This window comes from Pseudomonas sp. PS02288, assembly GCF_029959715.1.
GTDB lineage: Bacteria > Pseudomonadota > Gammaproteobacteria > Pseudomonadales > Pseudomonadaceae > Pseudomonas_O > Pseudomonas_O kuykendallii.
Genome location: NZ_JASCPA010000052.1, coordinates 1 through 22,703, shown reverse-complemented (window position 1 = coordinate 22,703; position 22,703 = coordinate 1). Strand labels below are relative to the sequence as shown.

Genomic DNA, 22,703 nt, shown 5'->3' with positions numbered 1-22,703 from the left:
TTCGCGCCCGTCGTCACTCCGGCTTGCGGTACAGCTCGATGATCGCCGAGAAGTCCAGGCCGCCGTGGCCTTGCAGGCTGAAGCCCTGGTAGAGCTGCTGCGCCAGGGCGCCGAGCAGCACCGGCTGGCGTACCGCGCGCGCCGCTTCGGTGGCCAGGCCAAGGTCCTTGAGCATCAGGTCGCTGCCGAAACCGCCGCTGTAGCCGCGCGAAGCCGGGGCGTTCTCCAGCACGCCGGGGAACGGGTTGTAGGTGTCCGAACTCCAGCAACGCCCGCTGGAGGTGTTGATGACCCCGGCCAGCACCTTGGCGTCCATGCCCAGCGCCACGCCCAGGCTCATCGCCTCGGCCACGCCGATCATCGAGATGCCCAGCAGCATGTTGTTGGCCACCTTCGCCACCTGGCCGTTGCCGCTGTCGCCGCAATGCACGATGTTCTTGCCCATCGCCGCCAGGAGCGGCTGCGCCAGGGCGAAATCCCCGGCACTGCCGCCGACCATGAAGGTCAGGGTGCCGGCCTCGGCGCCGCCGGTGCCGCCGGACACCGGCGCATCGAGCATCGGGTTGCCGTGTTCGGTGGCGGCCTTGGCCACCTCCCGCGCGCTAATCGGGTCGATGGTGGAGCAGTCGATCAGCAGCACGCCGGGGCGGACGTGGGCCAGCAGCCCGTCTTCGCCGAGGTAGACCGCCTTCACGTGGGGCGACGCCGGCAGCATGGTGATGATCACTTCGACGTTGCGCTGCGCCAGTTCGGCGGGCGATGCCACGGCCGTCGCGCCCGCCTCGACCGCCGCCGCCACCGCGGTGGCGGAGAGGTCGAAGACGCTGAGCGCGTGACCGGCCTTGAGCAGGTTGCGCGCCATGGGCCCGCCCATGTTGCCGAGACCGAGAAAACCGATGTTCATGGTGGATGCCTCTTGAGTGTGCGTGTGCGAGCGCGCCGGACAGGCGCGCTCGCCCGGCCCTCTCCCGCAGGAGAGGACGTCGAAGGTTATTTCAGCGTGATGGTGGTGTTCACCGCGCCGCCCACGTCACTTTCGTCGAACCAGCGCTGGGTGACCGTCTTGGTCTGCGTGTAGAACTGCACGACCTGCTTGCCGTAGGGGCCGAGGTCGCCGAGTTTGGAGGCGCGCGAGCCGGTGAAGGAGAACATCGGCACCGGCACCGGGATCGGCACGTTGATGCCCACCTGGCCGACGTCGATCTCTTCCTGGAAGTGCCGCGCCGCCGCGCCGGAGCGGGTGAAGATGGCGGTGCCGTTGCCGTTGGGGTTGGCGTTGATCATCTCGATGGCTTCGTCCAGGGTCGCCGCGTGCATCACGCAGAGCACCGGGCCGAAGATTTCTTCCTTGTAGATGCTCATCTGCGGAGTGACGCCGGAGAAGATCGTCGGGCCGACGAAGTTGCCGTCGGCATAACCGCTGACGGACGGGTTGCGGCCGTCCAGGGCGAGTTGGGCGCCTTCGGCAACGCCGCGCTCGATCAGGCTGCTGACGCGATCCAGCGCCGCGCAGGAGACCAGCGGGCCGACGTCGGTGCCCGGCTCCACGCCAGCGCTGACCTTCAGCGTCTGCGCCTTGGCGACCATCTCCGGCAGCCATTGCTGCGCCTCACCCACCAGGATCGCCACCGACAGCGCCATACAGCGCTGCCCGGCCGCGCCGAACGCGGCGCCGGCGAGGTTATTGAGGGTCTGCTCCTTGTGCGCGTCGGGCATGACAATGGCGTGGTTCTTCGCCCCCATCATGCACTGCACGCGCTTGCCGGCCTGGCTGGCACGGTTGTAGACGTGGGTGCCGACCTTGGTGGAACCGACGAACGACACCGCCTTGATGTCCGGGTGGTCGCAGATCGCGTTCACCGCATCGACGCCGCCGTGGATGACGTTGAGCACGCCGGCCGGCACGCCGGCCTGCAACGCCAGCTCGGCGAGGCGCATGGTCACCATCGGGTCCTGCTCCGAAGGCTTGAGGACGAAGGTGTTGCCGGTGGCGATGGCCATCGGGAACATCCACAGCGGGATCATCGCCGGGAAGTTGAACGGGGTGATCCCGGCGCAGACGCCCAGCGGCTGCATCAGCGTATAGGTGTCCACCCCGCCGGCGACGTTGTTGGCCAGTTCGCCCAGTTGCAGGTTGCCGATCCCGGCGGCGTGCTCGACCACCTCCAGGCCGCGGAACACATCGCCCTCGGCGTCGGCCAGGGTCTTGCCCTGTTCGGCGGTGAGGATCGCCGCGAGTTCCTTCATGTTTTCGCGGATCAGTTGCTGGTACTTGAGGAAGACCCGCGAGCGGGCGCCGATCGGCGTCTTGCGCCAGGTCTTGAAGGCCTGCTTGGCGCTGCTCACCGCGGCCTCGATTTCCTCGGGCGTGGCGAACGGCACCCGCGCCAGGACTTCCTGGGTCGCCGGGTTGATCACGTCGCGCCATTGCGTGGTGCGCGACTCGACGAGCTCGCCGCCGATGAGGAGTTTGACGTGGGGAATGCTGGTGCTCATGGTCGATGTCCTGACTGTCGTTGTGCGAAACCTGCGCGGCTCACCGCGCAGAAAGGAGGCGTCGGCCGCTCAGGGCGTATCCAGCGCCGGCGATGCGCGGCGCGACTGCGCCGGTTTCATGTTGTCGATGGCGGCCCGGTCGCCCTGCATCAGCGCCGTGCAGAACAGCGCCACCACGCCCATGCCGATCAGGTAGGCGACCACGTAGCGCGGGCTGCCGTCGGCCGCGCCGAGCAGCGAGGTGGCGATCATCGGGGCGAAGCCGCCGCCTAGAACGCCGGCCACCTGCACCGCGAGGGAGATGCCGCTGTAGCGGATTTCGGCCGGGAACTGCCGGGCGAAGAGCAGCGATTCGGGCGCGTAGAGGATCGGGAAGACCACACCCACCGCCAGCACCATCGCCCACCAGACCAGCAGCGGCTCGCGAGTGCCGAGCATGCTGAAGAACGGATAGACGAACGCGCAGAGCAGCAGCAGGCCGGCGAAGTACAGGCGCTTCTGCCCGACCTTGTCCGACAGCCAGCCGCAGAACGGCATGGTGAGCAGGGAAATCGCCGCGCCCGCGGTGATCGCGTGCAGCACCTCGGCGCGGGGAATCTTCAGCTGGTTGGCCGCGTAGGCCAGGGCGAAGGTCACCGCCATGTAGAACCAGGCGTTCTCCGCCATGCGCGCGCCGATGATGGTCAGGGTCGCGCGCGGGTACTTGCGCACCACCTCGAACAGCGGCACGCGGACTTCGCGCTTCTGCTCCTTGAGCTTCTCGAAGTCCGGCGACTCGGCGACCTTCACGCGGATCAGCCAGCCAACGCCGAGCAACACCACGCTGGCGAGGAACGGCAGGCGCCAGCCCCAGCTCATCATCTGCTCCTCGGGCAGGGTCGCCACCGCGCCCATGGCCAGCGAGGACAGCACCAGGCCGGCACCGACGCCGGTCTGCGGCAGGCTGCCGTAGAAGCCCTTTTTGCCTTCGGGCGCGTGTTCCACCGCCATAAGCACGGCGCCGCCCCACTCGCCGCCGACCGCCATTCCCTGCAGGAAGCGCATCAGCACAAGGATCACCGCGGCCCAGTAGCCGATCTGTTCGTAGGTGGGAATCAGGCCGATGGCGATGGTCGGGATGCCCATCATCATCAGCGTCATCATCAGCATCGACTTGCGCCCGATGCGGTCACCGAAGTGGCCGAAGATGATGCCGCCCAACGGCCGGCCGATGAAGCCCACGGCGTAGGTGGCGAACGCGGCCAGCACACCGGTGATGGGGTCGAGGGCGGGGAAGAAGAGTTTGTTGAAGACCAGCGCCGCGGCGGTGCCGTAGAGGAAGAAGTCGTACCACTCGATGGTGGTACCCGCCATGCTGGCGAGACCGGCGATGCGGTAATGCTTGCGGCCGGATCGGCCACCTGTCGATAGCGATTCGTTCATGGTTGCCTGCTCTATTGTTTTTGTCGTTAGGGCTTTGCAAGGTCACGGAAGCGGCTGGTAGCAGCGACCGGCTTCGAGTATAGGTGTGCAAACTTCCGATAAGTCAGAACAAAAGCACCGGTTGGATATGCAAAAAAATCTCATGCTCGCCAGTCAGATGAACTGGGACGACCTCAAGTTCTTCCTCGAAGTGGCGCGCACACGCACCGCCAGCAACGCCGCCAGGCGCCTCAACGTGGACTACACGACGGTGTCGCGGCGCATCCGCGCGCTGGAGAAGGCGCTGGGCGCGCTGCTGTTCGAGAAGTCGCGCTCGGCCGGCTTCGTGCTGACCCCCGAGGGCCTGCACCTGCTGGGCTACGCGGAGTCGCTGGAAAGCACCCTGCAGGCCGCCTGCGAGCAGGTTTCCGGGGCCAGCCTGGCACTGTCCGGGCATGTGCGGATCGGCTCCACCGAGGGTTTCGGCAGCTTCTTCGTGGCGCCGCAGCTGAGCCATTTCCAGGACGTCTACCCGAACATCTCCATCGACCTGCTGCCGGTGCCGCACTTCATCAGCCTGTCGCGCCGGGAGGCGGACATCGCCATCACCCTGGAACGCCCGGAGCGCGGGCCTTACGTCTGCTCCAAGCTGTGCGACTACAACCTGCGCCTCTACGCCACCGCCGAGTACCTGGCGCAGCATCCGCCGATCGGGTCCGTGGAGGACCTCGCCGGGCACAGCTTCATCACCTACGTCGACGACCTCGCCTTCAGCCCGGAGCTGCTCTATCTGGAGCGCGTGGTGCCCAACGCCAGCAGCCAGCTGCGCAGCACCAGCGTGGTCGCCCAGTACCTCTCGGCGCTGCAGGGCCGTGCGCTGGCGATCCTGCCGTGTTTCCTCGCCGGGCCGGACCCGCGGCTGGTGGAACTGCTGCCGCAGCAGGTGGAGGTCACCCGGCAGTTCTGGATCTACTACCGCGAGGACTTGCGCCGGCTCAAGCGCATCACCCAGGTCAGCGAATACCTGCGCGCCTGCACCGAGGCCAATCGCGGCTTCCTGCTCGGCGAATCGCGGGCGATGAGCTTTCTCTAGGTTCGGCTGAGCCGGGTGCGCATGGCGCACCCGGCGGCCCTCGTCGCTATCGGGTCAGCCGGGCGCGGGCGCAGCCGTGCGACCGAAGCGCTGCAGCTGCATTTCCTTCAGCCGGCTCAGGGTGCGGCGGAACGGAAAGGCCAGGTAGCCCTCGGTGTACAGCGCATCCATCGCCACCTCGGCCTCGATGTAGAGCGGCACCTGGCGGTCGTAGCACTCGTCGACCAGGGCGATGAAGCGCCGCGCGCCGTCGTCGTGCTTCGACAGCCTGGGCAGCTCGCGGTCGCCGGCAGCCACCTGCTCGGCCGCGTCCTCGGTGCCACGGGCGATCTTGCACTCGCCCTGGCGCGCGCTCATGTTCGGCACGCCGCTCAGCAGCACTGCATCGAACTGGTCGCAGAGCACGATGAAGTCGTAGGCCGCCAGCGGCTCCTTGCACAGGTCGTCGAAACGGCTCCAGAGCACCCGTGCGCTGCGCCGCACCACGGCGATCGGGCGGTGCGCCAGGCTCACCGGTTCGCAGGAACCGGCATCGTCTCCCGCCAGCTGCCGGAAAACCGCCTCCAGGGCACTTGGCTGCCCGGCCTGGGCCAGCCAGTAACGCTGCAAGCCAACGCCGGGATGCAGGCGGTGATCCTCGCCGCCGTCGAGGTTGACCACCTGCATGCAGCGGTTGATCGCGGCGACCGCCGGCAGGAAACGCTGGCGGTTGAAGCCGTCCGCATAGAGCTGCTCGGGCGGCTGGTTGGAGGTGGCGACCAGCACCACGCCCTGCTCGAACATCACCTCGAACAGCCGCCCGAGGATGATCGCGTCACCGATATCGGTGACGAATAGCTCGTCGAAACACAGCACCCTCACCTCGCGCCCCAGCTCCGTGGCCAGTGCCTGCAGCGGATCGGCGGTGCCGACCAGTTGGAACAGCCGCTGGTGCACCCAGCGCATGAAATGGTGGAAGTGCTGACGCCGGGCCGGCACCTGAAGGCTCTCGTGGAAGCGATCCATCAGCCAGGTCTTGCCCCTGCCGACCGGGCCCCACAGGTACACGCCGCTGCCGGGCGAAGCGCCGCCACCGGCATGGATGGCCTGCTGGCAGCGCTCGAGGATCTGCACGGCGTGCCATTGCGCAGGGTCCGACTGGAAACCCTGGTCGACTGCAAGGCGATACGCCGCCAGGGGAGAAAGCGAACTCATGAGTGAACTACCGAGGGAAGACCGCGCGAATGATGGGCCATCGCGGCGCGGCTTTGAAGTCGCGTCGCTGGCCCCGCCCGGCAATGTGCCGTACGACGCGTTCGCTGTTGCAACGAAGGGCAACTAACACCGAAGAAACACTGCCTGGCCGCGCCCGGGAGTATCCACGCAAGTTCGAGGTCACAACTGGGTAACCGCGTGATTACGTTATCCCGGAGAACTGCCATGACGATCGAGATCAATACCCACAATTCCACCTGCGCCGTTTTCGTCGACGACCGCAAATACGAAAGTCCCCTGGACCAGGTACGCGTGACGACCGACGAGGCGACGCGCATGTCGGTACTTGAAATAGCCGGACGCCGCCAGCTCATCAGTGAACCGGATGCTGAGCACCTGATAGGTGCAGGCGCCGAAGACGCGCGTTTCAATCTATTGAAGGACGACTGAGTCGCGTCATTGAATCTTTCTGCGTAAATACAGTCTTTTCAGTACGCCGCATTAATCCGCGTATGGATGTATTCGCGGCGATGGATATAATCGCCGCGCCCAACGCGGCGACAAGTATCAAGAACGATAAAAAACCCGACGCAGCGCAGCGGCCCCACCGCCTCGCCCAGCGTCCTCCATGTTCGATCAACAGGATCAATCGTGAATAAAGACGAACTGCGCGCAGAACTAGAGCGCCAGGCGCAACGCTATATGGATATTAACGGCGGAGAAGTCAAAACCTACGCTGCTCAACCGGAACCCGAGCGTAAGCCTTGGCGCAAGAAAGCCAGTGTGCTGGACCAAGCTTTCCAGCAGGAACTGCAAAAGATGGAAAAGGAACTGGAAAAAGCCGATACCCAAGGCGTCTGAGTATTTCCACTTTCCTGATCAAATGAACGCAGCGGTCGCCCCAAAAAAGTGCGGCCGCTTCGTATCCATGATCGAACTTTTCAGCATTCGCGACATTTCGTCGTATGCACTCAAGCTATCTTGGCGCTGACCGATAGGTTGCACAGGCCAGGGGTGTTTGGCCGACTACCCGTGCACGTCAAACCGGATTCCGCCATGCCTTCGAACCTGAAGTTCAGCCACAAGATTCTGCTCGCCGCCTCGCTGGTGGTGGTGGTCGCCTTCTCGCTGTTCACCCTCTACAACGATTACCTGCAGCGCAACGCGATTCGCGAGGACCTGGAGAACTATCTGGGGGAAATGGGCGAGGTGACCGCCAGCAACATCCAGAACTGGCTGTCCGGGCGCCTTCTGCTGGTGGAAAGCGCGGCGCAATCGGTGGCCAACAACGATTCAGCGGACGCGATAGCCAACCTGCTGGAGCAAAAGGCGCTGAGCTCCAGCTTCAACTTCACCTACCTGGGCACTCGCGACGGCGCCTTCACCATGCGCCCGGACGATCCGATGCCCGACGGCTACGACCCGCGCACCCGCCCCTGGTACAAGGATGCGCTCGCCGCCGGCGGCACCACGCTCACCGAACCCTACATCGACGCCGCCAGCAACGAGCTGATCATCACCATCGCAACCCCCGCGTCCCGGGACGGCCAGACCCTCGGCGTGGTCGGCGGCGACCTGGGGCTGCAGACCCTGGTGAAGATCATCAACTCGCTGGACTTCGAGGGCATGGGTTACGCCTTTCTGGTCAGCGCCGACGGCAAGATGCTGGTTCATCCGGACAAGAACCTGGTGATGAAATCGCTGAACGAAGCCTTTCCCGCCAGCAAGCTGAACATCGGCCCCGGGTTCAGCGAAGTCGAAGGCGCCGAGGGCACGCGCATCGTCACCTTCGCCCAGGTCAAGGGGCTGCCCTCGGTGAACTGGTACGTCGGCCTGTCGATCGACAAGGCGAAGGCGTTCTCCATGCTGCAGGAATTCCGTACCTCGGCGATCGTCGCCACGATCGTGGCGGTGGTGCTGATCCTGCTGCTGCTTGGCATGCTGATCCGCGTGCTGATGCAGCCGGTGCGCCTGATGGGCCGTGCGATGGAGGACATCGCCGAAGGCCAGGGCGATCTGACCAAGCGCCTGGAAATCCACTCGCACGACGAGTTCGGCGACCTGGCGGACGCCTTCAACCGCTTCGTCGGACGGGTCCACGCCTCGATCCGCGAGGTGTCCTCGGCCACTGCCCAGGTGCATGAAGTCGCCCAACTGGTGGTCAGCGCCTCCAACTCGTCGATGAGCAACTCCGACGAGCAGGCCAACCGGACCCACAGCGTGGCGGCCGCGATCAACGAACTCGGCGCCACCGCGCAGGAAATCGCGCGCAATGCCGCCGACGCCTCGCACCAGGCTTCCGATGTCCGCAACCTCGCCGAAGAGGGTCGCCAGGTGGTGCAGAAGACCATCGGCGCGATGACCGACCTGTCCGGAAAGATTCGTTCGTCCTGCGACACCATCGAGGAACTCAACGGCAAAACCGCCAACATCGGGCAGATTCTCGAGGTGATCCGCGGCATTTCCGAGCAGACCAACCTGCTGGCGCTCAACGCCGCCATCGAAGCGGCGCGCGCCGGGGAAGCCGGACGTGGCTTCGCGGTGGTCGCCGACGAGGTGCGCAACCTCGCCCATCGCACCCAGGAATCGGCGGCGCAGGTGCAGCAGATGATCGAGGAACTGCAGGTCGGCGCGCGCACCTCGGTCAGCACCATGACCGAGAGCCAGCGCCACAGCGAGCAGAGCGTGGAGGTCGCCAACCAGGCCGGCGAGCGCCTGGGCAGCGTGACCCAGCGGATCGGCGAGATCGATGGCATGAATCAGTCGGTCGCCGCCGCCACCGAGGAACAGACCACGGTGATCGAGTCGCTGAACGTGGATATCAACGAGATCAACCTGCTGAACCAGGAAGGCGTGGAAAACCTCCAGGCCACCCTGCGCGCCTGTGGCGACCTGGAAGGCCAGGTGACCCGCCTCAAGCACCTGGTGGACAGCTTCCGCATCTGACCCGCGGCGCCGCCGGACTCAGTGGCCTCCGCCGCCCGCGGCCTTGGCGGTGAACGGCGGTTTGGCCAACCAGATGATCAGGATCAGGCCGAAGAACATCCACCCGAGCAGGGTGAAATACTCCACCGTCGAGAGCATGTAGGCCTGGCTCTCGACGATCTTGTCGATCTGCGCGTAGTGCGCGGTCGATGCCCCTCCCAACTGCTGCAGATACTGCTGCGTCGCCGGGTCGTAGGCGGTCACGTGCTCGGCCAGCTGCGCGTGGTGCAGGTCGGCGCGCCGCTGCCAGATCCAGGTGGTCAGCGACGAGGCGAAGCTGCCGCCAAGCACGCGCAGAAAGGTCGCCAGGCCCGAACCGTCGGCGATGTCCTTAGGCGGTAGGCTGGAGAGCAGGATGCTGGTGGTGGGCATGAAGAACAGCGCGATGCCCAGCCCCATGAACACCTGCACCTCGGCGATGTGGCGGTAATCCACCTCGGTGTTGAAGGTGGCGCGCATGAAGCAGGATGCCCCGATCACCAGGAACGAACCGCCGGACAGCAGGCGCATGTCGACCTTGTGCGCGAACCGCCCCACCAGCGGCGAGAGGAACACCGGCAGGAGGCCGATCGGCGCCGCGGCCAGGCCGGCCCACACCGGCGTGTAGCCGAGCTGGGTCTGCAGCCACTGCGGCAGCAGCAGGTTGATGCCGAAGAACCCGGAATAGCCGAGAACCAGCGCCAGCGTGCCGAAGGAGAAATTGCGGTAGCGGAACAGGCTCAGGTTGACGATCGGGTGCTTGTCGGTGAGTTCCCAGATCACCAGGGCGATCAGCGCCACCACCGCCACCGCGCCGCCGACCTGGATGAAGGTCGACTCGAACCAGTCCAGGTCGTTGCCCTTGTCGAGCACCACCTGCAGCAGGCCGACGCCAATCACCAGCAGGCTCAGGCCGACGTAGTCGATGGGTTGATGGACGATCTTCTCCGGCCGTTTGCCCAGCTGGCTCCAGACCACCAGGCAGGCGAACACGCCGATCGGCACATTGATGAAGAAGATCCAGGGCCAGCTGTAGTTGTCGGTGATCCAGCCGCCTGCGATCGGTCCGATGATTGGCGCCACCACGGTCACCATCGCCAGCAGCGCCAGCGCCATGCCGCGCTTGGCCGCCGGGAAGATCGCCAGCAGCAGCGTCTGCGCCATCGGATACAGCGGCCCGGCGACGAACCCCTGCAACGCGCGGAACAGCACCAGCTCGGGCATCGAGCGGGCGATGCCGCAGAGGAACGAGGTGATCACGAACAGCATCACCGCGGCGAGGAACAGCTTCACCTCGCCGAAGCGCCGTGCCATCCAGCCGGTCAACGGCAGGGCGATGGCGTTGCACACGGCGAACGAGGTGATCACCCAGGTGCCCTGCTCCGAACTCACCCCGAGGTTGCCGGCGATGGTCGGCAACGCGACGTTGGCGATGGTGGTGTCGAGCACCTGCATGAAGGTCGCCAGGGAAATCCCGATGGTCGCCAGCAGCATGCTCGCCGGGCGGAAGGCGTTATCGCTCATGGCAGGCTCCCGTCAGCGCCCGGCCACGCCACCGGCGCGGGTGCCCGGCGCGTTGCGCTGGATGATCTGCTCGATCAGCGCGTCGGCCTCGGCCAGTTGCCGCTCGTACACGTCGGTGGAGAAACGCGGCTGCTCGAGCGGCTTCTGCGCCAGCAACTCGCCGTCCTGGTCGTGCAGGTCGACGTTTACATCGGTGGACAGGCCGATCCGCAGCGGATGCTTCTTCAGGTTGTCCGGCTCCAGGCGGATGCGTACCGGCAGGCGCTGGACGATCTTGATCCAGTTGCCGCTGGCGTTCTGCGCCGGCAGCAGAGAGAACGCGGTGCCGGTGCCGACGCCGAGGCTTTCCACGGTGCCGCGGTAGCGCACGTCGCTACCGTAGAGGTCGGCCTCCACCTCCACCGGCTGGCCGATGCGCATGTCGCGCAGCTGGGTTTCCTTGAAGTTGGCGTCGATCCAGATCTGCTCCAGCGGCACCACCGCCATCAGCGGAGTGCCCGGCTGCACGCGGCTGCCGACCTGCACCGAACGCTGCGCGACGTAGCCGCTGACCGGCGCCACCAGGCTGCTGCGCACCTCATCGAGGTAGGCCTGGCGCATCTGCGCCGCCGCCGCCTTGACGTCCGGGTGCGAGGCGATGTTGGTCTCGTCGACCAACGCGGCGTTGGTATCCAGCTGCTGCTGCGCGGAGGTCAGCGCGCTCTGCGCCGAGGTCAGGGTGTCGCGGGCGTGGGACAGCTCTTCCTGGGAAATCGCGCCGCCCTGGGCCAGCTTCTGGCGACGCTGGAAGTCGCTGCGCGCGCGCTCCACGTCGGTCTTGCGCGAGGCGACCTGGGCCTTGTAGGAGTCCACGTTGCTGTACAGCCCGCGCACCTGACGCACGGTCTTCGCCAGGTTGGCTTCGGCGCTCTGCAGCGCGACTTCGCTGTCGCTCGGGTCGAAACGCACCAGCACCTGGCCCTGCTCGACGTAGTCGCCGTCGTCGGCGCCGATGCTGACCACCGTGCCGGTGATCTGCGGGGTGATCTGCACCAGGTTGCCGTTGACGTAGGCGTCGTCGGTGCTCTCGTGGAACCGTCCGTAGAACAGGTGATAGAGGTAAACCCCGAGCACGGCGAGGATCACCAGCAGCGCCAGGCCGATGAGCAGCGTCCTGCGCTTGCCGGAGGATTTGTTGTCGTTCTGTTCGGCGCCGGTGTTCTCGGCATGCTCGACGGTGTTGGGCGTGGAATCGGCCATGGTCGTCTACTCAACGTGAAGAGGTGGGGGCTGCGGCGAGCGGAGTCGCGGGCGAGCCGGAAATCTGGAAACCGCCGCCCAGCGCCTGCATCAGCAGCACCGCGCTGTCGACGCGCTGGGCGTTCAGGCTGACGAGCTGGCGCTCGGCCTGCAGCAGTTGCTGCTCGACACTCAGCGCGTCGAGGTAGTTGCCGATGCCGTCGCCGTAGCGCTGCATGGCGATGTCGAAGGAGCTGCGGGCGATGTCGCGGGCGCGCTGCTGCTGGAGGATCTGCTGGTCCAGCGAGCGCAGCTGGGTGATGCCGTCGCCGATATCGCCGAGCGCCGCGAGCAGCGTCTGGTTGTACTGCGCCACGGCGAGGTCGTAGTCGGCATCGCGGCCGGCCAGGTCGGCGCGCCGACGGCCACCGTCGAAGATCGGCAGCGACAGCGCCGGCCCGACCTGGAAGAAGCGGCTCGGCCCACCGAACAGGGCGTCGCCGAGCACCGACTTGATACCGGCGGACGCCGTCAGGTTGAGGTTCGGGTAGAAGCGCGTCTTGCTGGCGTCGATGTCCCGCGACGCCGCCTCGACGCGCCAGCGCGCGGCCACCAGGTCCGGGCGCCGGCCGATCAGCTCCGCCGGCAACTGCGCCGGCAGGCTCACCGCGGTCGGGGCGATCAGCTGCGGACGCGGCAGCTCGGCGCCGCGGTCCGGGCCCTTGCCCAACAGCACCGCCAGGCGGATCTGCGCACTGCGCACCTGCTGGCGCGCGGCGGTCAGTGTCGCATCTGCTGCGGCTTCCAGGCTCTGCGTCTGCTGCAACTGGTATTCGCTGTCGATCCCGGCGGCGTATCGGCGCTGTGACAGCTCGAGCATGTCGCGGGTGCGCTTGAGGTCCTGCTCGGCGATGTCCTGGGTGCGGAACGCCAGGCCGAGGTCGTTGTAGCCGCGCGCCACGTTGGCGGCGAGCGTCAGCCGCGCGGCCTGGCCATCGACTTCGCTGGCCCGCGCGCGCCCCAGCGCCGCTTCCCAGGCGGCGCGCTCGCCACCCCAGAGATCGAAGCTGTAGCTGGCATCCACCGACAGGCTGCGCAGCGTGCCGTAGCGTTCGCCCTGGCCACTGGGATCATCGATGCGCGACTCGCGCGAACGGCTGACGGCGGCGTTAAGGTCGACATTCGGCTGGCGCTCCGCATCGGCGGCGAGCGCGGCGGCGCTGGCCTGGCGCGTACGCGCGTCGGCTACCTGGAGGTCGGGGCTGGAGGCCAGCGCTTCGCGAATCAACGCATCGAGGCGCGCATCGCCAAGGCTGTTCCACCAATCGGAACGCGGCCAGGCGGCCCGCGTCAGCCGCTCGGCGGCGAGGGTACGCTCGCTGCTCAGGGTGGCGGCATCGAGCAGCGCACCCTGCGGCTGCAACCCGCGTGACGAGGCGCAGCCGGCCAGCGCCAGGGCCACGCACAGGGCGCAAAGGGAAAGGCGTACGTTCATCTCAGTGCGCTCCCTGGGCATCCGGCAACAGGCCGGTGGGCGTCAGGATCTTGCGCAGCAGCCGGTCCAGCTCCTTGAACTCTTCGCGGGTCAGGGGCTGTGTCAGGTCGTTCAGCGCATCCGCGGCGATGGACATGATCTGCTGGCTGAAGGCCTTGCCCTGCTCGGTCAGCAGAAGACGCACCTGGCGCCGATCGGCGTCGCAACGCACCCGCGTCAGCAGGCCCTTGTTCTCCAGCCGGTCGAGCATCCGCGTCATCGCACCACTGTCCAGCGACAGCGCCCGACACAGGGCTGCCGGCGTATCCAGTGCAGCGTCCTTCTGTTGCAAGAGCAGGACCTTGAATTGCGCCGCCGTGACGTCGTGGGGAGCCAGGTACTTGTCGAGCAGGCGGTCCTTCTGCTGGTTGACCAGCGCGAGGAGGTGGCCGATGGAGTAGCGCAGGGGAAAATTGTCGCGATCGTAGTGCTGCATGTTCTCTGCCTAGTCAGCTATACGCAAAGAACAATACTGCCTAGGCAGCTATTAGACCATGACAAATCCTGCAACAGTCTTTCGCCGTAATCGAACAAGTTGCCCGCACTGCGGGCAAAGAAAAAGGCGCCTCAGGCGCCTTCGTCGTCAGTCTTGCCGGGCGGAGGCCCCTCGCCCTCCCCGCCCCTGAGCCGCTCCCACAACGCCTGGGCGTCGGGAAACTCGGTGCCATCCTCGCTGCCCAGCGCCTCCGGATCGTAGCGCCGCACGCAGCCCTCGCCGACGGTGGGCGGCGCTTTCGAGGTGGCACGGTCGAGGGGGTCGCTCACGGGCAACTCCGGCTCAGTCGAACACGACGGTCTTGTTGTCGTGGACCAGCACGCGGTCTTCCAGGTGGAAGCGCAGCCCGCGGGCGAGTACCCGGCGCTCGACGTCCTTGCCCAGGCGCACCAGGTCTTCGATGCTGTTGCGGTGCGAGATGCGCGCCACGTCCTGCTCGATGATCGGCCCGGCGTCCAGCTCCTCGGTGACGTAGTGGCAGGTCGCGCCGATCAGCTTCACGCCACGCAGCGACGCCTGGTGGTACGGCTTGGCGCCGACGAACGAGGGCAGGAAGCTATGGTGAATGTTGATCACCTGATGGGCGAAACGTCGGCACAGGTCCGGCGGCAGGATCTGCATGTAGCGCGCCAGCACCAAGGTGTCGGCCTGGTGCTCCTCGACCAGACGCGAGACCTCGGCGAAGGCCGGCTGCTTGTCCTGCGGATCGACCGGCACGTGGAAGAACGGAATGCCGTGCCACTCCACCATGCTGCGCAGGTCCTGGTGGTTGGAGATCACGCAGGGGATTTCGCAATCCAGGTCGCCGCTGTGCCAGCGGTGCAGCAGGTCGGCCAGGCAATGCGATTCGCGGCTCGCCATCAGCACGACGCGCTTCTTCTGCGCCGAATCGCTGATCCGCCAGACCATCGAGAACTGCTTGGCGATCGGTGCGAAGGCCTGACGAAACTCCTCCAGATCGAACGGCAGCGACTCGGCGCGGATTTCGTGGCGCATGAAGAACCAGCCGCTCTGGTGGTCCGAGTGGTGGCTCGCCTCGCTGATCCAGCCGTTGTAGGTGGCCAGGAAGTTACTGACTTTGGCGACAATACCGACGCCATCCGGACAGGCGATGACCAGCCGAAAAGTGCGCATTTCTTTACTCCACATTCACAAAGGCGGCCATTCTAGCCACACCCGTGGAAACTTTCAGTAACTGTCGCCAGGCGCCTGCCCTCGCCCGGCTAACGGCAGGCCGGCGGGCGCCGCTTAATTGTCCCGACGAAGAAAGCCGACGCCTCCTGCGGCTGTTGCCGTGACCAACTTCATGGCCATTGGCACTGGCCTTTAATCAATCGCCACCCAATAAAACCCGGTTAATTAAAAAATAACCCTTGCCCATCCATTAGATGTTTACTTGGCAAACAGCGATGACTATTATTAGGCCACTATCAACCCTCGGACTATTTAAGGTAAGCCAATGTCGCTGATCAATGAGTACCGCGCCACGGAAGAAGCCATCAAAGAACTTCAGGAGCGCCTGAAGAATCTGTCGCAAGACGACAAACTGCAGAAGGAGTTGGAGTTCGAAGGCAAACTGCGCGCACTCATGGGCGAATACTCCAAGTCGCTGCGCGACATCGTTGCCCTGCTCGACCCGGACGCCCGCCAGTCCAAGGCACCGCGCGCCAGCAAGGCGACCGGCACCGGCGCCACCAAGCGCGCGCGCAAGGTCAAGCAGTACAAGAACCCGAACACCGGTGAAGTCATCGAAACCAAAGGTGGCAACCACAAGACGCTGAAAGAGTGGAAAGCCAAGTGGGGTTCGGATGTAGTCGAAGGCTGGTCGAGCTTTCTCGGTTGATTGAACGCCAATAAAAAACGCCGGCAATTGCCGGCGTTTTTTATTTGTCCCCTTTTTCCGCAACGCCTTTCACAATCCCCAGCGCACACGCAGGGCCTGCGCATAATCCTGCCACTCACGTAACAGCGACTGTTGTTCCGGGCTGGCGCTGGCCTGCAACTCGCGCAATGCCTGGTCGAACGCCGGCAGCGTATTGGGTGCGCCGAACTCGGGTGCGCTCAGCCGGGCCCGACAGAACTCCGCCCAGCGCTGTTGTTCTTCGCCGGACAAGGTTTCGGCAAAGTTGCGCGCGCGATATCGGAACAACAATTCCGGAAGCCGCGGGTCGTCGAACGGCCAGTTTTCCCGCGCCAGCAGCTGCGGATCGGCACGACGCACGCGCTCGCACAACTGGCGGTCGCGATCGCCGATAAAACCGTCGTAGAGCATCTGTTCGGGGTCGTCGCAGGACGGGAACGACTCCTCCGCATAAACCTGCGGCAGCTTGTCTCGCCACAGCGACTGCTGCTCGCGCAGCAGCGCGGCGCGCGCCAGGCAGGCCTCGAGGTCCACGCCGAGGCGCTCGCGGTCGCCGTCGCGTAGGACCTTGAGCGGCGCCAGCACCGGACACTTGTTGACGTGCACCAGCTTCAGCGGAACCGGCGACTCGCCCTCGGCCAACTGGTCGCGACGACGATAGAGGCGCTGGCGCAGGGCGTCGCCGTCGAGCTCGAGCAGCGGCAGATGGTCGGCCTGCAGGTCGCAGACGATCAGTGCGTTGCGATTCTTCGGATGCCAGGCCAATGGCAGCACGACGGCCAGGTAGCTGCGTTCCGCGGCGAAGCGCCCGGAGACATGCACCAGCGGCTGCAACAGCTGGATCTGTTCGTGCACGCGCTGCTTGCTGCGCAACTGGTAGAGGAAGTCGTAGAGCTTCGGCTGGCGCTCGCGGATCAGCCGCGCCAGCGCGATGGTCGCCCGAACGTCGGCCAGCGCGTCGTGGGCCTGGCCATGGTCGATGCCGTTGGCGGCGGTGAGCCGTTCGAGCTTGAGCGTCACCCGGCCGTCCTCCTGCGGCCACTGGATGCCTTCGGGACGCAGCGCGTAGGCGGTGCGCACCAGATCGATCAGGTCCCAGCGGCTGTTGCCACCCTGCCACTCACGGGCATAAGGGTCGAAGAAATTGCGGTAAAGGCCATTGCGCGTGACCTCGTCGTCGAAGCGCAGGCTGTTGTAGCCGGCGACGCAGGTTCCGGGAAGCGAGAGCTCGCGGTGCAGACGGGTGATGAACTCGGCTTCGCCCAGACCCTTTTCCCGTAGCACTGATGGCGTGATTCCGGTGATCTGGCATGCCACCGGGTGCGGCAAGATGTCTTCGCTGGGGCGGCAGTAGAGATTCAGCGGCTCGTCGATCTCCACCAGCGCTTCATCGGTGCGGATGCCGGCCACCTGCAGCGGGCGGTCCCGGCGCGTGTCGATACCGGTGGTTTCGTAGTCGTACCAGAAGATGCTGGAGCTCACGGAGTCTTCCTTGTGGAGGGCGCGTCGCGAGTCTAGCATCGTCGCGCCAGAGCCTTGCCGGCGCGTCATGCTTGCCGGGCACCACGCCGGGTCGCTAGCATGCCCCAGCCTCTTCGCCCTGGTTCACCGATGCCCTCGACCGCCGTCAGCCACGCCCCTCCGGACCCGCCTACCGCGCCCCTGGACACCCGGCTGCGCATCGAGACGCCCGAAGGCATCGACCTCATCCTCCGCCCCGCCAGCCTGGTGCCGCGCGCCCTGGCCTTCGCCATCGACCTCGCCATCCGCGGGCTGATCCTCGGCGTGATGTTCGTTCTGCTGTTCACCCTCGGCCAGTTCGGCATGGGCCTCGGGGCAATCCTGATGTTCCTTGTCACCTGGTGGTACATGGTGCTGTTCGAGGTGCTCAACCAGGGCCGCTCGCCGGGCAAGCAGATCATCGGCCTGCGCGTGGTCCACGACGATGGCACCCCGGTCGGCTGGGGCGCCTCGCTGACCCGCAACCTGTTGCGCTTCGCCGATATCCTGCCGTTCGGCTATACCCTCGGCATCCTCAGTTGCCTGAACAGCCGGGGCTTCAAGCGCCTCGGCGACATCGCCGCCGGCACCCTGGTGATCTACCGCGAACGCCCCGCCGAACGCCCGCCGCTGGCGCCGGCCGAGCCGCTGCGCGCGCCCTTCGCCATGAGCCTCGAGGAACAGCGCGCGCTGCTCGAGTTCGCCGAGCGCCAGGGCGGCCTGTCCGTCGCGCGCCGCGCCGAGCTGGCGGCGATTCTCGCCGAACCCCTCGAGGTTCCCGCCGAGCAGGCCGAGGCGCGGATCAACGGCATCGCCCACGGCCTGCTGGGGTCGGCATGAAGCAGAGCCTCTTCGAAAGCCGCTACCAGGCCGAATGGCAACGCTTCGCCACCCAGCTCGAAGCGCTCGAACGCGGCAAGGCCACACGCGAGGACTGCAAGGATTTCGCCGCCGCCTACCGGCAGCTCTGCCAGCAACTGGCGCTGGCCCAGGCGCGCGGCTACAGCCCGCACCTGATCGAGCTGCTGCAGCAACTGGCGATGCGCGGGCACCAGCAGTTCTATCGCCACCGCAGCCAGCTCGGCGCGCGCCTGCTGGGTTTCCTGTTCGGCGGCTTTCCGCGCCTGGTACGCGCCGAGTGGCGCAGCGTGACCCTGGCCTGCGGGCTGTTCTTCGGCAGCCTGATCGGCATGGGCCTGCTCACCTACTTCTTCCCCGACCTGATCTACAGCCTGATGGACCCGGACCAGGTACAGAACATGGAGTCGATGTACGACCCCGACGCGCACCGCCTGGGGCGCTTCGGCGAGCGCGATTCCAGCGACGACTGGGCGATGTTCGGCTTCTACATCATGAACAACATCGGCATCGCCTTTCAGACGTTCGCCAGCGGCCTGCTGTTCTGCCTCGGCAGCCTGTTCTTCCTGCTCTTCAACGGGCTGACCATCGGCGCGGTGGCCGGGCACCTGACCGAGATCGGTTACATCAGCACCTTCTGGTCGTTCGTCATCGGCCACGGTGCCTTCGAGCTGACCGCGATCGCCTTCTCCGGCGCCGCCGGGCTCAAGCTCGGCTGGGCGCTGCTGGCGCCGGGCCGGCTGACCCGCGGCGAGGCGCTGCGCCAGGCCGCCAGCATCAGCGTGCAACTGGTCGGCGGGGTGATTCTGTTCCTGCTGATCGCGGCGTTCATCGAGGCCTACTGGTCGTCGATGACCTACAGCACGCCGACCGTCAAGTACGTGGTCGGCGCCGCACTCTGGGCGCTGGTGCTCGCCTATTTCCTGCTGGTCGGACGCCGCCATGCGCCTGACTGACGCCAGCGTGACGATCCGCCCGCGCAGCGCCTGGGAGGCGCTGGACCTCGGCGTGCTGCTGGCGCGCCGCCACGCCGGCCTGCTGATGGCCAGCTGGGCACTGGTCAGCCTGCCGCTGCTGGCGCTGCTGACGCTGGCCCTGTGGAAATACCCTAGCTGGGTGATGTTCGTCTTCTGGCTGCTCAAGCCGGCGCTGGAACGCCTGCCGCTGTACATCCTTTCGCGCGCGCTGTTCGGCGACACGCCGAGCCTCGGCCAGTCGTTGCGCGCCTTCCCGCGCCTGCTCAAGCCGCAACTGCTCGCCAGCCTGAGCTGGCGCCGGCTGAGCCCGACGCGCAGCTTCGACTTGCCGGTGCTGCAGCTCGAAGGCCTCGCCGGCGCCGCGCGCAACCAGCGCCTGGTGGTCCTCGGCCAGCGCGATACGGCCGCGGCGAGCTGGCTGACCATCGTCGGCGCCCACCTGGAAATGGCCCTCTGGCTCGGCCTGGTCACCGCCCTCTATATGTTGTTGCCGCAACAGATGAGCATCGATCTCGACTGGCAGAAGCTGATCGCCCCCGACGCCGGGAACTGGCTGTGGCTCGATCACCTGTCCAACCTGCTCTACGCGCTGGCGCTGATCGTCTGGGAGCCGGTGTACGTCGCCTGCGGCTTCAGCCTCTACCTGAACCGCCGCACGGCGCTGGAAGCCTGGGACATCGAGCTGGTATTCCGCCGCATTCGCCAGCGGCTCGGCGGCGTCGCCTATGCGCTGCTGATCGGCCTGGGCCTGCTGCTGGTGCAGCCGATGGAACGCAGCTGGGCGCAAGACGCACCCGCGGCCATCTGCCCGCTGCCGGAGGCCGACCCACTGGGGCCGGACGCCGATCGCCTGCAGCAACAGACGCTGACCAGCAAGGCCAGCCGCTCGGCGATCGGCCAGTTGCTCGATGCGCCGCCCTTCGAGAACCGCCAGACCGTCACCCGCTGGCGCTTTGGCGACGACCCGCAGAAGGACGTCGACCGCGGCGACGTCGAGTCGCTTGGGCAGTTGCTCAGGGGCCTGTTCCACCTCGCGGAGTTCTGGAAGAGCATCGACGGCATCGCACTGTTCTTCGAGGTGCTGCTGTGGGCCGCGCTGTTCGGGCTGATCGGCCTGTTGCTGTGGCGCTACCGCGAATGGCTGACGCTGTTCGCCACGGGGCGCGAAAGACGGAAACGCGTCGCGCAGGAACGCCCGGCCGTGCTGTTCGGCCTGCAGGTGACGCCGGAAAGCCTGCCCGACGACATCGCCGGCAGCGTGGAACGCCTCTGGGACGAACAGCCGCGTGAAGCCCTGGGCCTGCTCTACCGCGCGCTGCTCAGCCGCCTGCTGGGCGAGTTCCGCCTGCCGCTGAAAAGCGCGCACACCGAGGGTGAGGTGCTGCAACTGGTCGAGGAACTCTATCAGGACGACCTCAGCGCCTACGCAAGCCGCCTGACCTGCCATTGGCAGAACCTCGCCTACGGCCACCGGCCCCCGCCGCCCGCCAGCCGCGACGAGCTGTGCCAGGGCTGGCGGCAGCTGTTCGGGCAAGGAGTGCCGAGATGAAGCGGCGCCCGCTGTTCTACCTCATCTCGACGACCGTGCTGGTGCTTGGCCTGCTGGCCATCTACCTGCTCGGACGGGTCACGCCCTATCAGGAAGAAGTGAAACAGGGACCGGCGCCGGAAGTCGCCGCCAACCCCTACCTCGCCGCCGAACACTTCCTTCGCGGGCGTGGCCTGCAGGTACAGCGCGCCGATGGCCTGGAACGGCTGGCGGACCTGCCCAGCGTCGGGCAGACCCTGCTGCTGCTCGGCGAGCGCGAGCGCATCACGCCGCGGCAGAACGAACGGCTGCTGGAGTGGGCGGCCAGGGGCGGACACCTGCTGGTGGTCGCCGAGCGCCTGTACGACGAGGACACGGGTGAGAGCGGCGACCTGCTGCTGGATCGCCTGGGCATCCAGCAACTGCGCAGCAAGGACCTGGAGAAGCCGGCCGAGGACGCCTCGCCCGATGAGCCCGAGCAGGAAGCCGATGCCTATCCAGAGCTGACCAAGCTCTACCTGGAGAACGAAAAGGCGCCGGCCTACATCGGCTTCGATACCGACTTCCACCTGTACGACTCGCAGAACCGCGCACACGCCTGGGCTAACAGCGCCCGGACCACGCACCTGCTGCAGTTGCAGTACGGCGAAGGGCTGATCAGCGTGGTCACCGACGCGTGGATCTGGCAGAACGGCAAGATCGGCGAGTACGACAACGCCTGGCTGCTCTGGTACCTGACCCAGGACAGCGCCGTCACCCTGCTCTACCGCGCCGATCGCGACAACCTCGCCCGCCTGCTCGGCAGGTATTTCCCGGAGGCGCTGGCCGCCCTCACGCTGCTGCTCGCCCTGGGCCTCTGGCACGTCGGCCAGCGCAGCGGCCCGCTGCAACCGCTGCCCACGCCATCGCGTCGGCAACTGCAGGAACACCTGCGCGGCAGTGCCGATTTCCTGCTCCGACGCAGCGGCCAGCGCACCCTGCTGCAGGACTTGCAACAGGACATCCAGCGCCGCGCGCGCCGCCGTCATCCCGGCTTCGAACGTCTCGGCGTCGCCGAACAGTGGCAGATGCTCGGCCGCCTCAGTCGCCTGCCGCCCGGCCACGTCAGCCAGGCGATGCGCCCGGTGCCGGACAAACGCCTCTCCGCCGCCGATTTCACCCGCCAGGTAGCCCACCTGCAAACCCTCAGGAATGCCCTATGAGCGATCAGGAACAACCCAGCGCAACGCCCGCCGCCAGCGGCTCCAGCCCTGAAGTGCAGCGCCAGCGCGCGATCCAGCTGGCCCAGGCGCTGCGCCACGAACTGCAGAAGGCCGTGATCGGCCAGCGCGAGGTGATCGACGACGTGCTCACCGCGCTGATCGCCGGCGGCCACGTGCTCGTCGAGGGCGTTCCCGGCCTCGGCAAGACCCTGCTGGTGCGGGCGCTGGCGCGCTGCTTCGGCGGTGAATTCTCGCGTATCCAGTTCACCCCCGACCTGATGCCCAGCGACGTCACTGGCCATGCCGTCTACGACCTCGCCAGCGAGCAGTTCAAGTTGCGCAAGGGCCCGGTGTTCACCCACCTGCTGCTGGCCGACGAGATCAACCGCGCGCCCGCCAAGACCCAGGCAGCACTGCTGGAAGTCATGCAGGAACGCCAGGTGACCCTCGAAGGCCGGGCGCTGCCGGTGCCGCAGCCGTTCATGGTGCTAGCCACGCAGAACCCGATCGAGCAGGAAGGCACCTATCCGCTGCCCGAGGCCGAGCTGGACCGCTTCATGCTCAAGCTGCGCATGGATTATCCGGACGCCGGCGAAGAACTGGAGATGGTCCGCCAGGTGACCCGCTCGGCCCGCGCCGACATGCTCGAGGTCACGCCACTGCGCACCCTACTGCAAGCCAAGGACGTGCTCGCGCTGCAGAAGATCGCCAGCGACCTGCCGTTCGACGAGCAGGTGCTCGATTACGCCGTGCGCCTGGGCCGCGCCACCCGCAACTGGCCGGGCCTGAGCCTGGGCGCCGGGCCGCGCGCCTCGCTCGCGCTGGTGCGCGGCGCGCGAGCCCGCGCGCTGCTGCGC

Annotated in this window: 21 protein-coding genes; 10 read left to right on the top strand and 11 right to left on the bottom strand. The window is 66.6% G+C overall.

The window, feature by feature from the left end; genetic code table 11:
• Positions 1-13: 13 nt before the first annotated feature.
• The 3 genes from mmsB to QMX85_RS18275 all read right to left on the bottom strand — a co-directional run bounded on the left by mmsB (position 14) and on the right by QMX85_RS18275 (position 3,918).
• Positions 14-904, bottom strand: coding sequence for a 3-hydroxyisobutyrate dehydrogenase (gene mmsB / locus QMX85_RS18285; RefSeq protein ID WP_282343257.1), 891 nt, complete (start codon positions 902-904; stop codon positions 14-16).
• Positions 905-990: 86 nt separating this feature from the next.
• Entirely contained in the window at positions 991-2,496 is a 1,506-nt protein-coding gene (locus QMX85_RS18280) for a CoA-acylating methylmalonate-semialdehyde dehydrogenase (protein WP_282343255.1), read from the bottom strand.
• A gap of 69 nt (positions 2,497-2,565) precedes the next feature.
• Complete coding sequence (locus tag QMX85_RS18275) at positions 2,566-3,918, bottom strand: MFS transporter (protein ID WP_090231685.1); 1,353 nt, start codon at positions 3,916-3,918, stop codon at positions 2,566-2,568.
• 127 nt (positions 3,919-4,045) lie between these two features.
• Here QMX85_RS18275 and QMX85_RS18270 point away from each other — a divergent pair, with 127 nt between their 5' ends.
• Positions 4,046-4,990: a LysR family transcriptional regulator gene (locus tag QMX85_RS18270; RefSeq protein WP_282343253.1), complete on the top strand. Its 945-nt coding sequence runs from the start codon at positions 4,046-4,048 to the stop codon at positions 4,988-4,990.
• Positions 4,991-5,044: 54 nt separating this feature from the next.
• Here QMX85_RS18270 and zapE read toward each other — a convergent pair whose 3' ends face one another.
• On the bottom strand, positions 5,045-6,184 hold the full coding sequence (gene zapE / locus QMX85_RS18265; protein ID WP_282343251.1) for a cell division protein ZapE: 1,140 nt from the start codon (positions 6,182-6,184) through the stop codon (positions 5,045-5,047).
• A 225-nt stretch (positions 6,185-6,409) separates the two neighbouring features.
• Here zapE and QMX85_RS18260 point away from each other — a divergent pair, with 225 nt between their 5' ends.
• From QMX85_RS18260 to QMX85_RS18250, 3 genes are all read left to right on the top strand, one after another.
• The gene (locus QMX85_RS18260) at positions 6,410-6,634 is read left to right on the top strand and encodes a DUF3203 family protein (protein ID WP_090231688.1); all 225 of its coding nucleotides are present in this window, start codon (positions 6,410-6,412) and stop codon (positions 6,632-6,634) included.
• 201 nt (positions 6,635-6,835) lie between these two features.
• Positions 6,836-7,045 carry a hypothetical protein gene (locus QMX85_RS18255; RefSeq protein WP_282343249.1) on the top strand — a complete coding sequence of 70 codons (210 nt, stop codon included), beginning with the start codon at positions 6,836-6,838 and terminating at the stop codon, positions 7,043-7,045.
• A gap of 195 nt (positions 7,046-7,240) precedes the next feature.
• On the top strand, positions 7,241-9,130 hold the full coding sequence (locus QMX85_RS18250) for a methyl-accepting chemotaxis protein (protein ID WP_282343247.1): 1,890 nt from the start codon (positions 7,241-7,243) through the stop codon (positions 9,128-9,130).
• Positions 9,131-9,148: 18 nt separating this feature from the next.
• Here QMX85_RS18250 and QMX85_RS18245 read toward each other — a convergent pair whose 3' ends face one another.
• The 6 genes from QMX85_RS18245 to purU form a co-directional block, all read right to left on the bottom strand.
• Entirely contained in the window at positions 9,149-10,672 is a 1,524-nt protein-coding gene (locus QMX85_RS18245) for a DHA2 family efflux MFS transporter permease subunit (RefSeq protein WP_273233876.1), read from the bottom strand.
• Positions 10,673-10,684: 12 nt separating this feature from the next.
• On the bottom strand, positions 10,685-11,911 hold the full coding sequence (locus QMX85_RS18240; protein WP_282343245.1) for an HlyD family efflux transporter periplasmic adaptor subunit: 1,227 nt from the start codon (positions 11,909-11,911) through the stop codon (positions 10,685-10,687).
• 10 nt (positions 11,912-11,921) lie between these two features.
• Positions 11,922-13,385 carry an efflux transporter outer membrane subunit gene (locus tag QMX85_RS18235; RefSeq protein ID WP_282343243.1) on the bottom strand — a complete coding sequence of 488 codons (1,464 nt, stop codon included), beginning with the start codon at positions 13,383-13,385 and terminating at the stop codon, positions 11,922-11,924.
• A gap of 1 nt (position 13,386) precedes the next feature.
• Entirely contained in the window at positions 13,387-13,860 is a 474-nt protein-coding gene (locus tag QMX85_RS18230) for a MarR family transcriptional regulator (RefSeq protein ID WP_090231694.1), read from the bottom strand.
• A 131-nt stretch (positions 13,861-13,991) separates the two neighbouring features.
• Entirely contained in the window at positions 13,992-14,189 is a 198-nt protein-coding gene (locus QMX85_RS18225; RefSeq protein ID WP_282343239.1) for a hypothetical protein, read from the bottom strand.
• A gap of 13 nt (positions 14,190-14,202) precedes the next feature.
• A complete protein-coding gene (gene purU, locus QMX85_RS18220; RefSeq protein WP_282343237.1) occupies positions 14,203-15,054 on the bottom strand; it encodes a formyltetrahydrofolate deformylase in 852 nt (283 codons plus the stop codon).
• Positions 15,055-15,379: 325 nt separating this feature from the next.
• On the opposite strand from purU, the gene mvaT reads away from it, so the two are divergent.
• Positions 15,380-15,763, top strand: a complete 384-nt coding sequence (gene mvaT, locus QMX85_RS18215; RefSeq protein ID WP_282343236.1) for a histone-like nucleoid-structuring protein MvaT — start codon at positions 15,380-15,382, stop codon at positions 15,761-15,763.
• Positions 15,764-15,832: 69 nt separating this feature from the next.
• Here the strand turns inward: mvaT and sbcB are convergent, their stop codons facing one another.
• Entirely contained in the window at positions 15,833-17,263 is a 1,431-nt protein-coding gene (gene sbcB, locus QMX85_RS18210) for an exodeoxyribonuclease I (protein ID WP_282343234.1), read from the bottom strand.
• A gap of 129 nt (positions 17,264-17,392) precedes the next feature.
• Here sbcB and QMX85_RS18205 point away from each other — a divergent pair, with 129 nt between their 5' ends.
• From QMX85_RS18205 to QMX85_RS18185, 5 genes are all read left to right on the top strand, one after another.
• Positions 17,393-18,121, top strand: coding sequence for an RDD family protein (locus tag QMX85_RS18205; RefSeq protein ID WP_282343233.1), 729 nt, complete (start codon positions 17,393-17,395; stop codon positions 18,119-18,121).
• Positions 18,118-19,095: a stage II sporulation protein M gene (locus tag QMX85_RS18200; RefSeq protein WP_282343232.1), complete on the top strand. Its 978-nt coding sequence runs from the start codon at positions 18,118-18,120 to the stop codon at positions 19,093-19,095. The genes QMX85_RS18205 and QMX85_RS18200 overlap by 4 nt, the downstream gene beginning before the upstream one ends.
• A complete protein-coding gene (locus QMX85_RS18195; protein WP_282343231.1) occupies positions 19,082-20,665 on the top strand; it encodes a DUF4129 domain-containing protein in 1,584 nt (527 codons plus the stop codon). The genes QMX85_RS18200 and QMX85_RS18195 overlap by 14 nt, the downstream gene beginning before the upstream one ends.
• The gene (locus QMX85_RS18190; RefSeq protein ID WP_282343229.1) at positions 20,662-21,846 is read left to right on the top strand and encodes a DUF4350 domain-containing protein; all 1,185 of its coding nucleotides are present in this window, start codon (positions 20,662-20,664) and stop codon (positions 21,844-21,846) included. Before QMX85_RS18195 ends, QMX85_RS18190 begins: the two co-directional genes overlap by 4 nt.
• Positions 21,843-22,703, top strand: an 861-nt coding sequence (locus tag QMX85_RS18185) for an AAA family ATPase (protein ID WP_282343227.1), incomplete at its 3' end; no start/stop codon positions are given. The genes QMX85_RS18190 and QMX85_RS18185, both read left to right, overlap by 4 nt.

Coding starts and splice junctions, on each gene's coding strand:
- mmsB (WP_282343257.1), bottom strand. CDS start 904: ATGAACATCGGTTTTCTCGGTCTCGGCAACATGGGCGGGCCCATGGCG.
- QMX85_RS18280 (WP_282343255.1), bottom strand. CDS start 2,496: ATGAGCACCAGCATTCCCCACGTCAAACTCCTCATCGGCGGCGAGCTC.
- QMX85_RS18275 (WP_090231685.1), bottom strand. CDS start 3,918: ATGAACGAATCGCTATCGACAGGTGGCCGATCCGGCCGCAAGCATTAC.
- QMX85_RS18270 (WP_282343253.1), top strand. CDS start 4,046: ATGCAAAAAAATCTCATGCTCGCCAGTCAGATGAACTGGGACGACCTC.
- zapE (WP_282343251.1), bottom strand. CDS start 6,184: ATGAGTTCGCTTTCTCCCCTGGCGGCGTATCGCCTTGCAGTCGACCAG.
- QMX85_RS18260 (WP_090231688.1), top strand. CDS start 6,410: ATGACGATCGAGATCAATACCCACAATTCCACCTGCGCCGTTTTCGTC.
- QMX85_RS18250 (WP_282343247.1), top strand. CDS start 7,241: ATGCCTTCGAACCTGAAGTTCAGCCACAAGATTCTGCTCGCCGCCTCG.
- QMX85_RS18245 (WP_273233876.1), bottom strand. CDS start 10,672: ATGAGCGATAACGCCTTCCGCCCGGCGAGCATGCTGCTGGCGACCATC.
- QMX85_RS18240 (WP_282343245.1), bottom strand. CDS start 11,911: ATGGCCGATTCCACGCCCAACACCGTCGAGCATGCCGAGAACACCGGC.
- QMX85_RS18235 (WP_282343243.1), bottom strand. CDS start 13,385: ATGAACGTACGCCTTTCCCTTTGCGCCCTGTGCGTGGCCCTGGCGCTG.
- QMX85_RS18230 (WP_090231694.1), bottom strand. CDS start 13,860: ATGCAGCACTACGATCGCGACAATTTTCCCCTGCGCTACTCCATCGGC.
- purU (WP_282343237.1), bottom strand. CDS start 15,054: ATGCGCACTTTTCGGCTGGTCATCGCCTGTCCGGATGGCGTCGGTATT.
- mvaT (WP_282343236.1), top strand. CDS start 15,380: ATGTCGCTGATCAATGAGTACCGCGCCACGGAAGAAGCCATCAAAGAA.
- QMX85_RS18205 (WP_282343233.1), top strand. CDS start 17,393: ATGCCCTCGACCGCCGTCAGCCACGCCCCTCCGGACCCGCCTACCGCG.
- QMX85_RS18200 (WP_282343232.1), top strand. CDS start 18,118: ATGAAGCAGAGCCTCTTCGAAAGCCGCTACCAGGCCGAATGGCAACGC.
- QMX85_RS18195 (WP_282343231.1), top strand. CDS start 19,082: ATGCGCCTGACTGACGCCAGCGTGACGATCCGCCCGCGCAGCGCCTGG.
- QMX85_RS18190 (WP_282343229.1), top strand. CDS start 20,662: ATGAAGCGGCGCCCGCTGTTCTACCTCATCTCGACGACCGTGCTGGTG.